This window comes from Streptomyces sp. NPDC028289 (assembly GCF_055565975.1).
The window spans coordinates 978,369-991,327 of the sequence record NZ_JBVHTI010000002.1 but is presented as its reverse complement, the minus strand read 5'-3'; the positions used below and the strand labels follow the sequence as shown (position 1 = coordinate 991,327).

The window sequence follows — 12,959 nt, the reverse complement described above, 5'->3', positions numbered from 1 at the left end:
CCTTGCCGCGGCCTTCAGCCCGGCGGTGGGAGCGGCATGGCTGGCGGACGCGCGGGAGACAGAGGCCTCTCAGCAACTCGACCGAGAGCTGGAGGAGTTCTTCCGGCCTCTCTGACGAAGCCCCTGTACCAGGGATCTTCACCTCTCCAAGGAGTCAACAATGTCTCAGGCCGACCATGACCGCGACGAGATCCGCCGGCTCGTCGAGAACTGGGCGCTGTGGCGCGACGCCGGGGACTGGGGCCGCTTCGCCACGGTCTGGCATCCGCTTGACGGCTGGATGAGCGCCACCTGGTTCCAGGGAAGTGCCACCGACTTCATCAAGGCCAGTCGTGAGGGCTTCGAGAACGGAGTCAGCATCCTGCACTTCCTGGGTGGCCACACCGCGGACGTCGTCGGCGACCGGGCCGTCGCGCAGACGAAGATGACCATCAACCAGCGCGCGGGCATCGACGGCGTCGAGGTCGATGTCGTCTGCACCGGCCGCTTCTACGACTTCCTCTCCCGCCACGAGGCGCGCTGGACCCTGGTGCGCCGGCAGCCGATCTACGAGAAGGACCGGCTCGACGTCGTGGATCCCGCCGCCTCACTGACGTTGGATCCCGAGCTGCTGGACCGGTTCCCGACCGGCTACCGGCATCTGGCCTATCTACAGACCAAGGCGGGGTTCACGGTGAAGGACGGGCTTCCCGGCCTCACCGGCACAGCAGTCCAGCAGCTCTACTCGGAAGGCAAGCAATGGCTGGCGGGAGCCTGATGAAGTTCACCCACGAAGCCCTCCCCCAGCGGGTGGTGTTCGCGGCCGGGGAGTCGCCCGCCGCCGTGGCGGCGGAGGTCGAGGCGCTCGGCGGTTCCAAGGTCATGCTGATCGCGTCGGACCGTGAGAAGGAGCTGGCCGACCCGATCGCCAAGGAGGTCCCGGTCGTACTGCGTCACGAGGAGGTCGTGATGCACGTGCCGGTCGAGGTCGCGGCACGAGCCCTCCAGGCGGCGGCCGGCGCGGGCGCGGACATCCTGGTCAGCGTCGGCGGCGGCTCGACCACGGGTCTGGCCAAGGCGGTGGCGCTGACCACCGGACTGCCGATCGTCGCGGTACCCACCACGTACGCCGGCTCGGAGGCGACCAACGTGTGGGGCCTGACCGAGGGTGAGACCAAGACCACCGGTGTGGACGGCAAGGTGCTGCCCGCGTCGGTCGTCTACGACGCCGGTCTGCTGACCACGCTGCCCGGCGAGATGACCGTGGCCAGCGGCCTCAACGCGATGGCGCACTGCGTGGACTCCATGTGGGCGCCGCGTACCGACCCGATCGACCGGGCGCTGGCGCAGGAGGGCATCCGCGCACTGGCGACCGGCCTGCCGGCAGTGGCCGACGACTCGACGAGCGTCGAGGGCATCGAGCAGACGCTGTACGGCGCCTACCTCGCCGCGGTCGCGTTCGCCTCGGCCGGCTCCGGGATGCATCACAAGATCTGCCACGTCCTCGGCGGCATGTTCAACCTCCCGCACGCACAGACCCACGCGGTCGTGCTGCCCTACGTGCTGGCCTTCAACGCCCCGCACGCCCCCGAGGCGGAGGCGCGTATCGCTCAGGCCTTCGGCACGGTCTTCCCCACCGACGGGGCGAGCGCCGGCCTGGCCGCCCTGCGCCAGGTGCTGGACGCACCGAGGGCGCTGCGCGACTACGGCATGCCCGAGGACGGCATCGCCAAGGCGCTGGGGCCGATCACACAGGCGCTCCCGGCCGACAACCCGACCCCCGTCACCGACGAGAACCTGACCGCGCTGCTGCAGGCGGCGTGGGCCGGCGACCCGATCAACTGAAGGAGGCCGTCATGGCTACCTACGTCAACCCCGGCTCGGCCCAGGCCGGTGCCCACGGCACCATCTACCGCGAGGTGTCGCCGGAGCAGCAGGCGGTCGAGCAGCAACTCGTCGACAACGTCGTGGCCTCCTTCGACGCCTGCCAGGACCCGCGGCTGCGGGAACTCATGACCTCCCTGGTCAAGCACCTGCACTCCTTCATCCGCGAGGTCCGGCTGACCGAGGAGGAGTGGGGGACGGCGATCGACTTCCTCACCAAGGCCGGCCACATCACCGACGAGGTCCGGCAGGAGTTCATCCTGCTGTCCGACACCCTCGGCGCGAGCATGCAGACGATCAACGTCAACAACCAGGCCTACAAGGGCGCCACCGAGGCGACCGTCTTCGGTCCGTTCTTCGTCGAGGACGCCCCGGCGATCGAGCTCGGCGACGACCTGGCCTTCGGCGCCCCCGGTGAGCCCTGCTGGGTCGAGGGCACCGTCACCGACACCGACGGCACCCCGCTCGCCGGCGCGCGGATCGAGGTCTGGGAGGCCGACGAGGACGGGCTCTACGACGTGCAGTACGAGGCCGGCAAGCGGGCCGGCCGGGCGCACCTCTTCTCCGCGGCCGACGGCGGCTACCGCTTCTGGGGCCTCACCCCGACGCCGTACCCCATCCCGAACGACGGACCCGTCGGCAAGATGCTCGACGCGGTCGGCCGCTCACCGCTGCGCGCCGCCCATCTGCACTTCATGGTGTCCCACGAGGGCACGCGCACCCTGGTGACGCACATCTTCCCCGAGGGCGACCCGATCGGCCGCAAGGACACCGTCTTCGGCGTGAAGGACTCCCTGATCAAGCGGTTCGAGCAGCAGCCCACCGGCACGCCCACGCCCGACGGCCGCGTCATCGACGGCACGTGGAGCCGGGTGCGCTTCGACATCGTGCTCGCCCCCAAGGGCGTATGACCTGCCTACCAACGCTTCGCGTCTCGCCAGGGCGGAGGCCCTGGCGAGACGGTCCGTCTGTGACAGGTGCTCGGGGCGGCCCAGGCGCCGGGCGAAAGGCTCCTGCCCCAGTCCTGCCACGGGAGCGATGACGGCGAAGAGCAGGACGTCCATTCCCCATCGACCCCGGACCCGGTTACGAAGGCGGCGCCGCCGTCACCGGCAACACCTGCATCGAACTCACCAACGGCCAGTAGCGGTCCACGGGCAACGACGGCGAACGCTGCGGACGACCGGTCGTCCGCAGCGTTCGTCCGGCCTTCGACAGGAGTCAGGCCGGCAGCAACTCCGCGAAGTCGCGCAGAGGTCGCGACCCGTCCCAGTCGACTGATGCCCGCCAGACGCCGGTGAAGATCTCTCGCGTGATCTCGCTGTCCTGGACGAGCTCGATCATCCCCGGGGCATCCTCACCGGCGTCCAGGAAGTAGACGTCACCTCCCGGGGTCACATCGTGAAAGCGCACCGCCGCTCCGCTCACCTCACGACGTTCGACCTCTTCCCTGACGTTCGGCACGGCCTTGGCGACGTGATGGAAGCCGTAGCCGTGGCGTTCGTAGGCGTCCTTGTAGATGGACGGCTCGTCGTCGAGGGTCTGGACGAGTTCGACCATCGTGTGCCCCGAGAAGGCGAGGGCGAGGGCGAACTCGGCCTTCCCCGGCTCACCACGGTAGGTGGAGCCCTCGCCGCCGATCCTCTCGTTCACGAACCAGGGCCCGACGCCGAGTTCGTCGGTCCACCAGCGCATCCCGGCAGCGAGGTCGGGGACCGTGTACGCGACCTGGATGATGGCGTCGGTCGGCTGGCCGAAGGGAAACTCCATGGTGGTTGTCCTCACTCGGGTCCTGGGGCACGACTGGTGATCGACGGCGCCCGTCGCCTCTATGCCGGCGGGCGGGTGAAGCCGGTGGCGCCCCCGTCCACCGGGAGGGCCGCACCCGTGATGTAGCCGGCTTCGGACGAGGCCAGGAACAGCACGGCGTCGGCGAGCTCGTCCGGTTCCCCTTCTCGGAGCATGGGAGTGCTGAGCCTGACCCGCTCCCGGAAGGCGTCGGCTCCGCCCGGTGGAAGGCCCGTCGTACGTGCGGCGATGTCGGTGTTCATGCCGCCCGGGATGACGATGTTGACCCGGATTCCCTCGCCGATGACTTCGGCGGCGAGGATGCGTGTCAGGTGCTCGAGTGCGGCCTTGCTGGTCCCGTAGGCGGCAGTTCCCGCGCTGGCCCTTCGACCGGCCGCCGAGCCGCAGAAGACGACGGCCCCGCCGGGTGCGAGCAAGGGCCTGAGACCCTGCATGAGGAAGAACGAGCCCTTGACGTTGGTGTTGAACACCATGTCCCAGGTGGCTTCGTCCATGTCGTCGAGGCGCTTGATGCCCGCCTGCCCGGCATTGAGGAAGGCGGCATCGACGTGGTCGACTTGTGCGGCGACCTCCGTGACCGCGGCCTTGATGCCGGCCGGCGAGGAGAGGTCGGCTGCCACGGCGATCGTGCCCTCGCCGATCAGACCGCTCGCGGTCTTCAGCTGGTCGGGGTCGCGCGCGATGATGACCACGCGTGCGCCCTCGCGCGCGAACGCCTGCGCGGCTGCCAGTCCCAGTCCTCTGCTGCCGCCGGTGACGAGGCAGGTCTTCCCGAGGAAACGCTGACGCCGGTCCTCGACGGTCCGGTCGTGGGTTCCGGCGTCAGTCGTGTCGTTCATGGTTCTCCTTCGTGGGGGGTCAGGAGTGGTGGTTCATGCGTCGATCTCGATGCCGCCGAACGGAGCTCCGCCGTTCAGGACGCGCTCCTCCGGCGGAATGGGCGCAAGGCTCACGCGCACGTCGATGCACGTCGGCCGGCGGGCCGCGAGGGCGGCCTCGATCGCCGGGCGGAGCTGGTCGAGTTCCGTGACGTCGACACCGTCCGCACCCAGGGCTCGTGCCACGCCGCTGTAGGAGCCGTTCTGCAGGCGGTTGTTGGTGACGCGGTCCTGTCCGAAGAAGAACTGCTGGGTGTGCAGGGTGGCGCCCCAGGCCTGGTTGTTGAGGACGATCACGATGACCGGGAGTCCCGCGCGGACGAGGGTGTCGAACTCGGCGAGGCTGTAGCCGACGGCGCCGTCGCCGGTGACGAGGATGGTCGCCGTGTCGGGGGTCGCGTACTGCGCTCCGACGGCCACGCCGAAGTTGCTCCCCATCGAGCTGAGGTAGCCGTGCCCGAGGTAGTGGGCCAGCGGGGCGAGGGCGATCGTCTCGGAGAGCCACAGCTCGGTCAGGGCACCGTCGACGACCACGGTGGCGTTCTCGGGGACGCTGTCGGCGATCGTGCGGACCGCGAGGTACGGGTGGATCGCGTCGTCCCCGTGCTCCTCGGTCTCGGCGGCGAGCGCGGATCGCCGGGTGGCCGAGATGTCCCGCAGGGTCTTCAGCCAGTCGTCGCGGCCGGGGGGCACGGGGCTGTCGCCCAGGCGCTCGTTCAGCACGCCGACCGTGCCGATCGCGTCGGCCTGGATGCCGAGTTCGACCTCCTGCAGACGGCCGAGTTCACGGCCGTCGGGGTCGATCTGGAAGATCCGTGCGCTCTTCGGGAGCAGTCGGCCCGTGCCGAACTGGGTGGCCATGCCGAAGCGCAGCCCCAGCAGCAGGACCAGGTCGGGCCGCTCGGCCTCGGGGACGGTGGCCAGGGTCTGGAGGAGACCGACGTGCCGCTCGGAGCCGACGATCGCCCCGAGACCCTCCCAGTCGGAGAAGAGGGGCACTCCGGTACGGGCGGCGAACTCGTGCAACCGGGCCCGTGCGTCGGCGGTGACGAAGGACTTGCCGACCAGCGCGATCGGCCGCTCGGCCGTGCTGAGCGCCTCAAGGATCCGATCGACACCGTCGGCGGAGGCGATGCCGCTGCCGTCGATCTCGACGCGGTAGTCCTCGGCCTCTTCGACGTCGACCTGCTGGCGCAGGACGTCCCAGGGAATGTCGAGGAGCACCGGACCCTTGGGCTCCGACTGAGCGATCCGGATCGCCTGCGCGACCAGGCGGGGGATCAGCTCGGTACGGGTGACGCGGTGCGCGAACTTGGTCACCGGGGTTGCCATCGCCACCTGGTCGAACCCGGCCTGCTGGTCGTTGACCTGGTCCGTCTCGAGGGGCCCGGAGCCCACGAGGTAGAGGACCGGGGTCCGGTCCAGATGGGCGTTGGCGACAGAGGTCAGGACGTTGGTGAAGCCGCCGCCGGCCGTGACGATGGCAACCCCCAGGTTTCCGGTGACGCGCGCATAGCCCTCGGCCGCGTGGCCCGCGTTCATCTCGTGGCGTACGTCGACGACCCGGAGCTTGGCATCCAGGGCGTCCTGGAGGATGCCGTCGATATGCGCTCCGGGCAGGCCGAAGGCGACGTTGACTCCGGCTCGCTGCAGCGTTCGCACGACGAGCCCACTACCGGTTGCGGGTGCCATTCGATGATCCGCCCTTCTGGACGTACTCCGGGTTTCAAGAGAAATCACTGGGGACAGGGCCGTGCCTCAGGCCGTCCGCACCGGAGTCTCCGGCGTGGCCTGGGTGACGACAATGGCCGTGTTCGTTGGATGGTCAACGCCTTGTTCCGTATCGAAAGATCAAGACATCGTCGAACGGGCCGTTCACAGAAGCGATGTCAGGTTTCCGGCGTTCTGAGCACGGCCGACGGTGGCCGACTGAAGCCGGACGCCTCAGCCGAGCGCCGTTTACTGCTCGTCGATATGTCGTTCCAGGCAATGGCAGCTCAGTCGGCGCACAGTCCGCCTGGGCAACCGGTCGGTACTGGGACACTGCCGCGAGGACGGTGTGATGCGGCGGCTTCAGCCCTTCCTCGGCGATCGCCTCGTTTCGACCAGGCTCCGGCCACGCGTCGCTCCCCGTCCAGCCGACCAGCACGGCCGCCAGGCCGAAATCGACCACGGCGGCCCGCCTGGCCGGCTGTCGTGCCGACCGCCACGCCCGTGCGGCACCGAGGACACCAACACGGCTGACAGCCATGGCAGGGGCATCCGGTCATCAACCGGTCCGCGAGCTACATCTCGCGCTCGACGATCCGGCGTTGAACCTCGGCGAAACCTTCGCCCAAGACCTCCAGTTGCTGTGGGGTGAGGGCATCGATCACCAGTTCGCGGACCAGGCGGGCGTGACCGGGTGCCGCGCGGCCCATGACCTCCATGCCGAGCGGAGTGATGGTGGCGATCACTCCGCGGTCGTCAGTGGAGCAGGCTCTGCGACTGACCAGGCCCTCCTTCTCCAGTTGCACGATCTGGTAGGTCAGGCCGCTCTTGGTGAGCGCCAACGCTTCGGCGAGCGCCAGCATCCGCATCGACCCGTCGGGGATGTCGGCGAGGCGGGTCAAGATGCCGTACTGCACGTGGGAAAGCCCGGCATCGGTGCGCAACTGCTGGTCGAGCACACGGTTGAGCAGGGTGCTGGCGGTGACGAACGTGCGCCACGCCTGATGCTCGCGCTGGTTCAGCCACTTGGATTCGTTCACAGGCCCAAGATACCACTTGTTCAAGTTGGAACTACATGCTAACTTCTGCCTGTAGTTCAAGTTCGAACGTCTTGTTTCCAGCGCCGTACATTGTGGATTGGAAGCCGCGGCGAGTTCGAGACGACGTTATTCAAGGAGGAATCACATGATCGATCGTCGTGCTGTGCTCCGCGGCAGCGGAGCTGTCGCCGCGGGCGCTCTTGCCATCACCGCAGTGGAAAGCGGCAGCGACCCGGCGTTCGCGTCGGTCCTGCCCGCACTGATGGGCAACCCGGCCGAGACCGGGGAGTCGCTGGGCTACCCCAAGCACCTGACCCACCAGGAGCGGCACAATCTGGAGACCTTCGACGAGCTGGACTTCGTCGTCTACTCCGGCCAGCAGTGGGGCCGAGTCCGCGAAAGCCACTCGGACAAGATCCGCGCGCACTGGCCCGACGGGCACTACACCGACGGTCTGGCCGCGCACATCGAGGACCTGAAGTTCCAGTTCGTCTTCGCGCCCGACACCCGCGCGGTCGACCACCCGGTCCGAGTGGCCAAGGACAACCTCACCGCCGTGACCGGAGTCACCACCGGCACGTTCACCCGGCCCATGCCCGACGGCAAAGGCGGCTTCATCCCGCCCACCGGCAAGAAATACGCCATCAACTTGGTCACCGTCGGCATCTGGAACAGACAAGGTGTGATGGACGAGGAATTCATCATCTACGACCAGCTGACCTTCATGCGGCAACTCGGACTCGCCTGAATTCCTCGTTACGTAACCGCATCGGTCGGTATCGATCGGTATCCATCACGCGCCGGACCGCCGTCGGTGTGGCCGCCATCGCCTCCGATGCCCAATACCGCGATCAGCTGTCCGGCCCCGGGAGGCACATGTGCCTCCCGGGGCTGGTTCACACCGAGGCCGAGACGGCGACCTCGGGGTCGTACTCGTAGATCCAGCCGTTCGCCCTGAGTGGGTCGGCCTGCGAATAGGCGAGGTCGCGTGCCTGCTGCTCGGGGCCGTCCGGAAGGTGGTTGATGTGGGACCTTCCGTGCGACACCTCCTGCAGGCGTGCCGTGCGATGCCGACGCAGTTCTTCGTAGCGCCCCAGCGCCGCGATCGGGTGGTCCGGGTCCTCGGCAAGGCAGAGGGCGAGGACGGCGCCGTCCTCGATCGCCTGGGCGGCGCCCTGGGCGAAGAACGGGAACATCGGGTGGGCAGCGTCACCCAGGAGGGTCGCGTTTCCGCGGTTCCAGTGGTCGAGTGGCTCGCGGTCGAGCAACGCCCAGCGTCCCGGCGTGTCGGCCGACCTGATCAGCTCCACCAGACGCGGATCCCAGCCGGCGAACTCTTCGAGCAGTTCCTCGAGCGTCGCGGTAGCCGTCCACGACTCCACACTGCTCACCCCGGCCGGTGCGAAGGCGACGAGGTTGACGTACTCCTCGCCGGAGACTGGGTAGTGCACGAGGTGGCGATCGGGGCCGATCCAGAGGGTCTGGGCGTGCCGCCTGGCGAAGTCGGGCGCCTTCGCCGCCGGTACGAGGGCCCGGAAGGCGCAGATGCCCGACTCCCTGGCCTGAGTCGGCCCGACGACGGCGCCGCGCACCCGTGAGTGGACTCCGTCGGCGCCGATGAGGATGTCCGGGCGGATCGTGTCACCGTCCTCGAACCGCAGAACCGCCTGGTCGCCTTCGAACTCGACCGAGACGCAGCGCTTGCCGAGGTGGACCGAGTCCTCGGGGACAGCCGACCTCAAGGCGTCCAGCAGGTCGGCGCGGTGGGCGGCATAGGTGTGCTCGCCGTACAGGCGTATGCACCCCTCCTTGAGGTTCTCGGCGGAGAGGACCGTGCCGTTCTCCCAGCGCCGGAACTCCCAACCGATCTCCATCCGGACCGCGCGCTTGTGGAAACGGTCCAACACGCCGAGACGCCGGAGCAGGCGGGCCGCGTTGGGGGCGATCACCAGGCCTGCGCCGACCTCGGTCAGGGCGGCGGCCTGCTCGTAGACGTCACTGTGGAAGCCCTTGTCACGGAGGAAGGCCGCGGCAGCGAGGCCTCCGATGCCGCCACCGAGGATCGCGATCCTGGGTCCTGCTTCCGTACTCATCATGCTCTTTCACTCCCGTGGACCTTGAGCGAGGTAGGTGACTGGCTGCGGTACGAGACTTCAGCAAACCGTGCATTGTTAGAACAGGGTCATCCATCCAACGAACATGAAAGGTAGAGTGACCGGCGCCGCACATGATGAAGGAGAGGCCCATGCCTCGTGCGAACGAGCCAGGACGCACCGTCAGCTCCCGACTCTGGGATCTGCTGTTCGCCTTCGACCCCAACAACACCGAGCTGACCCTCGCCGACCTGGTCCGGCGCACCGGCATGCCGCACGCCACCGCCAGGCGCCTGACACTCGAACTCGTGGCGGCCGGCGCACTGGAGCGCACCAGCGACAACCGGTTCGCGATCGGCCTGCCCCTGTGGCGCCTCGGGACCCTCGCACCGCGCGCCGAGACGCTCCGCAGCGCCGCGCAGCCCTTCGTGGAAGACCTGTACACGGCGCTTCGCCAGCATGTGCAACTGGCCGTCCTCCAGGGCGACCAGGCCGTGATCATCGAGCGGATGTCGGCGGTCAACGCCGTCGGTCTGACGTCGCAGGTCGGCGGCCTTCTGCCCTTGCACTGCTCAGGTGTGGGCAAGGTGCTGCTGAGCCACGGCAGTCCGGCCTTCATCGATGAGGTGCTGGCGGGAAGGCTCCAGCGCTTCACTCCCAAGACGATCGTGGACCCGGCCGAACTCCGTCGCGAACTGGCGTCCTGCCGCTCGACCGGAACGGTGGTCGTCAAGGAAGAGCTGAGCGAAGGGGCCGAGTCGGTCGCGACGCGCATCGTCGACGGCAGCGGCAAAGTCGTCGCGGCCCTGTCCGTCGTGGTGGCCGCCGGCTCGATCAAACTGCAAGCGGCCGTGCCCTCCCTGGTCACGAGCGGACTGGGACTGTCCAGGAGTCTCGGCTGGAGACCGGGCATTCCCATTCGCACCGCGTGACCCTTCGCGGGGCGAGGAATCCGGCACGTCATACCGACGGTTGCCGCCGGGAGAGCTGCATGTGGCCGAGGCGCCATCCCTCGTCGGTCGAGAACCACACCCGGGTGGCCACTGCCTGCACCAGGAACGGCGGCAGGTCGGGCAGGCGCCGGATGCGCATCTTCTGAAAGCACGTCACGATGGCCCGTCCCCCTCGCTCCCGACACGTCACTTCGCTGGTCTCAGCCTCGACGGTGGGTCCCATGGACGCGTTGTAGCCGAGGAAGCGCTCGCGGTCATGGACGTTCCCGACCTGGCCGTGGACGATCACACAGTCGGGGAGCATGAGGTGACGCTGCTCCTCGTCGCCCTTTGTGATCGCGACGAGCCACGCCGCCTCCGCCTGAGCGACCGTGGCCGGCATGCGGTCGTCGTTCGTGCCGGTCGGCTCCGAGTATGCGGTGGTCATTGTTCGGCTCCTGTCCGAGTGCATCTGTCGATCGTTGTGTCGTGTACGCCTCGGCCCGCCGCGACTGCTGCTCCTGAGGAGGAGGTGGAGTCGCGGCGGGCGGTCGGTCGGCCTGGCCGGCCTGCTACCCGTGTACCGGCCCCGGCGCGTTCGTCATGCGGTCAGTCGGCGAGGGTGTGCGGGTCGTCGTCGAGATGAGCCTGGTCCACGCCGCCGCGCACGCCGACGAGAATGAGCGCCGCCGCCACGAGAGCCGCCACGCCGGCGAGCACGTACGCGATGGAGTAACTGCTGCTGAGGGCGTCGAAAGCGACGTCCTTGAGCGGGTTGAAGGGCACCACCTTGCCATCCGGCAGTGTGATGTCGGCCGGCACCGAGTTGGCGCCGAGCGGGCCCGATTGCACGGCGTGCACCGCTGCCTCGAGCTGCGGTCTCTGATCCGCGGGAGCATGCGCCGCGGATGCCTGGAATGCCTCGTAGGCCTTGCTCAGTCCGGGATCGCCGGCCAGCTTGCGGGCGATCTCGTCGGAGGCCCGGCCCAGTGCGACAGCACCGGCGATCGCGGGGCCGAGGGCGAACCCGAGGTCCCGGAACGTGCTCGTGACACCGCTCGCCATACCGGCGAGGTGGTTGGGCAACGTGTTGACGGCGACCGCGGTGATGGAGGCGAAGGCGAGTGCCGAGCCGACACCGGCGAGGATCAGCGGCCCGACGATGGCGCCGATGGACCGGCTGGTCGTCGGGATGACGGCGAACCACAGCCCGCTGGCACCGATGAAGGTCAGGGCCGTGCAGAGAACCCACCGGGGGTTGTAGCGCTCGAGCAGCTTGGAGGTGAGGGGCAGCAGTACGAAGCCGATGCCCCCGAAGAAGAGGTAGGCGACGGAGCTCTGCAGTGGGCTGAATCCCTGGATGATGGTGAGGCGGATACTGGTGCTGTACATGATCACGAGGAACGCGAACATACCGATCAGGGTGACCACCGTGTTGATGGCGAACGCCCGGTTCCGGAACACGCTGAGAAGAAGCAGCGGCGCGGCCGCACGGCTCTCGGCGAAGACGAACAGCACGAGGAAGACGGCCGCGGCGATGAACGCGATGGCGATCTGGGGGCTCCCCCAGCCGGTCTCGGAGCCCTGGATCACGGCGTACATCAGAGCGAACAGGCCGAGCGCGGCAGTGATCTGCCCCGGCCAGTCGACGGAGCGGCCCTGGGGCGAGGCGGAGTTCTGGGCGAGGGCCAGCGACAGGACCACGCTCACCACGGCGATGACAAGGACGCCGACGAAGGCCCATCGCCAGTTCGCGTTCCCGGCCCAGCCGAGGTCGATCTTGGCGGCGAGGCCTGCCAGCAGCGGGCCGAGGAAGCCGCCGACCGAGAGCGCGGTGGCCCAGATCGCCACGCCACGCGCGCGAGTGGCGGTGGTGTGCGTACCGGCCGCCACCATGGCCAGGCTCGTCGGGAAGATGGCCGCGGCCCCGATACCACCGAGGACTTGGGCAAGGATCAGCAACGTCACCCGGGTGTCGGACGAGTGTCCCGTACCCGGCACCAGGATCGCGAGAGCCGACCCCACGGCAATGAGCGCGGCGCCCCCGACGAGCAGGCGCTTGCGGCCGAAGAGGTCGCCGAACACGCCGAAGCCCAGTCCCAGGGCGGCGACGGGAAGCATGAAGGCCTCGGTGATCCACGTCAGTTGGGCCGAGGACGGCGCGAGATCCTGCTGGATCAGCCCGTTGATGAGCGAGGGGACGGAAAGGGCTATCTGCGCGAGGCACACGGCGAGAACCACCGCGGCCAGGGTGCCCGGGGCCAGGGTGTATCTGCCACCCTCTCCCTCCGCTGCCTTGGGTGAATCGATCTGAACCATGGACGACTCCTTGGCGCAAAGCGCTGCTGTCGGAACCGGCGTCCGCTGCCGGACCCTGCTGTGGGTGCTTTTGTCGCGGTCATCCCGGCAACACCGCTGCCGTGCCGCCCCTGAGCCTTGCGGAGTGCCTCCGCGCCGCCCTTCCACCGGACCTGATTCAGGACGCTCGGCGCGGTGGCCGACCCGCCGAGCAGCGTCAAGGTAGGAATGACCCCCGTCACGCTCAACAGCCATGTTCATTGGACGAACAAGCCGCCGCTGATCCGCCGTCTCGAAGCGCACCATCCCTGGAGGACGGCCTTGCCACGGCCGCCC

At 68.6% G+C, this 12,959-nt stretch carries 12 protein-coding genes; 5 read left to right on the top strand and 7 right to left on the bottom strand.

Going from position 1 to position 12,959, the window contains the following annotated elements:
* The first annotated feature begins 160 nt into the window (after nucleotides 1-160).
* From ACZ4UV_RS12325 to ACZ4UV_RS12315, 3 genes are read left to right on the top strand one after another with little or no spacing between them, the layout of a single operon-like run.
* A complete protein-coding gene (locus ACZ4UV_RS12325; protein ID WP_467837628.1) occupies nucleotides 161-757 on the top strand; it encodes a nuclear transport factor 2 family protein in 597 nt (198 codons plus the stop codon).
* Nucleotides 757-1,824: a maleylacetate reductase gene (locus ACZ4UV_RS12320; protein WP_467837626.1), complete on the top strand. Its 1,068-nt coding sequence runs from the start codon at nucleotides 757-759 to the stop codon at nucleotides 1,822-1,824. The genes ACZ4UV_RS12325 and ACZ4UV_RS12320 overlap by 1 nt, the downstream gene beginning before the upstream one ends.
* Before the next feature lie 11 nt (nucleotides 1,825-1,835).
* Nucleotides 1,836-2,774, top strand: a complete 939-nt coding sequence (locus tag ACZ4UV_RS12315; RefSeq protein WP_467837624.1) for a dioxygenase family protein — start codon at nucleotides 1,836-1,838, stop codon at nucleotides 2,772-2,774.
* A 310-nt stretch (nucleotides 2,775-3,084) separates the two neighbouring features.
* Here ACZ4UV_RS12315 and ACZ4UV_RS12310 read toward each other — a convergent pair whose 3' ends face one another.
* The 4 genes from ACZ4UV_RS12310 to ACZ4UV_RS12295 form a co-directional block, all read right to left on the bottom strand.
* Nucleotides 3,085-3,633 carry a VOC family protein gene (locus tag ACZ4UV_RS12310; protein WP_467837622.1) on the bottom strand — a complete coding sequence of 183 codons (549 nt, stop codon included), beginning with the start codon at nucleotides 3,631-3,633 and terminating at the stop codon, nucleotides 3,085-3,087.
* 59 nt (nucleotides 3,634-3,692) lie between these two features.
* On the bottom strand, nucleotides 3,693-4,511 hold the full coding sequence (locus ACZ4UV_RS12305) for an SDR family NAD(P)-dependent oxidoreductase (protein ID WP_467837620.1): 819 nt from the start codon (nucleotides 4,509-4,511) through the stop codon (nucleotides 3,693-3,695).
* A 33-nt stretch (nucleotides 4,512-4,544) separates the two neighbouring features.
* A complete protein-coding gene (locus ACZ4UV_RS12300) occupies nucleotides 4,545-6,242 on the bottom strand; it encodes a thiamine pyrophosphate-binding protein (protein WP_467837618.1) in 1,698 nt (565 codons plus the stop codon).
* A 593-nt stretch (nucleotides 6,243-6,835) separates the two neighbouring features.
* The gene (locus ACZ4UV_RS12295; RefSeq protein ID WP_037744618.1) at nucleotides 6,836-7,300 is read right to left on the bottom strand and encodes a MarR family winged helix-turn-helix transcriptional regulator; all 465 of its coding nucleotides are present in this window, start codon (nucleotides 7,298-7,300) and stop codon (nucleotides 6,836-6,838) included.
* Nucleotides 7,301-7,445: 145 nt separating this feature from the next.
* Here ACZ4UV_RS12295 and ACZ4UV_RS12290 point away from each other — a divergent pair, with 145 nt between their 5' ends.
* Nucleotides 7,446-8,048 carry an ester cyclase gene (locus ACZ4UV_RS12290; protein WP_451022831.1) on the top strand — a complete coding sequence of 201 codons (603 nt, stop codon included), beginning with the start codon at nucleotides 7,446-7,448 and terminating at the stop codon, nucleotides 8,046-8,048.
* A gap of 148 nt (nucleotides 8,049-8,196) precedes the next feature.
* On the opposite strand, the gene ACZ4UV_RS12285 is transcribed toward ACZ4UV_RS12290, so the two are convergent.
* Nucleotides 8,197-9,396, bottom strand: coding sequence for an FAD-dependent monooxygenase (locus ACZ4UV_RS12285; protein ID WP_467837616.1), 1,200 nt, complete (start codon nucleotides 9,394-9,396; stop codon nucleotides 8,197-8,199).
* Between the two features lie 149 nt (nucleotides 9,397-9,545).
* Here ACZ4UV_RS12285 and ACZ4UV_RS12280 point away from each other — a divergent pair, with 149 nt between their 5' ends.
* The gene (locus ACZ4UV_RS12280) at nucleotides 9,546-10,325 is read left to right on the top strand and encodes an IclR family transcriptional regulator (protein WP_451022896.1); all 780 of its coding nucleotides are present in this window, start codon (nucleotides 9,546-9,548) and stop codon (nucleotides 10,323-10,325) included.
* Nucleotides 10,326-10,353: 28 nt separating this feature from the next.
* Here ACZ4UV_RS12280 and ACZ4UV_RS12275 read toward each other — a convergent pair whose 3' ends face one another.
* Together ACZ4UV_RS12275 and ACZ4UV_RS12270 are read right to left on the bottom strand one after the other, a co-directional pair.
* Nucleotides 10,354-10,773 (bottom strand): nuclear transport factor 2 family protein, encoded by a 420-nt coding sequence (locus tag ACZ4UV_RS12275; protein ID WP_451022895.1) that lies wholly within the window; start codon nucleotides 10,771-10,773, stop codon nucleotides 10,354-10,356.
* A 161-nt stretch (nucleotides 10,774-10,934) separates the two neighbouring features.
* On the bottom strand, nucleotides 10,935-12,644 hold the full coding sequence (locus ACZ4UV_RS12270; RefSeq protein ID WP_451022894.1) for an MFS transporter: 1,710 nt from the start codon (nucleotides 12,642-12,644) through the stop codon (nucleotides 10,935-10,937).
* Between the last annotated feature and the right edge of the window lie 315 nt (nucleotides 12,645-12,959).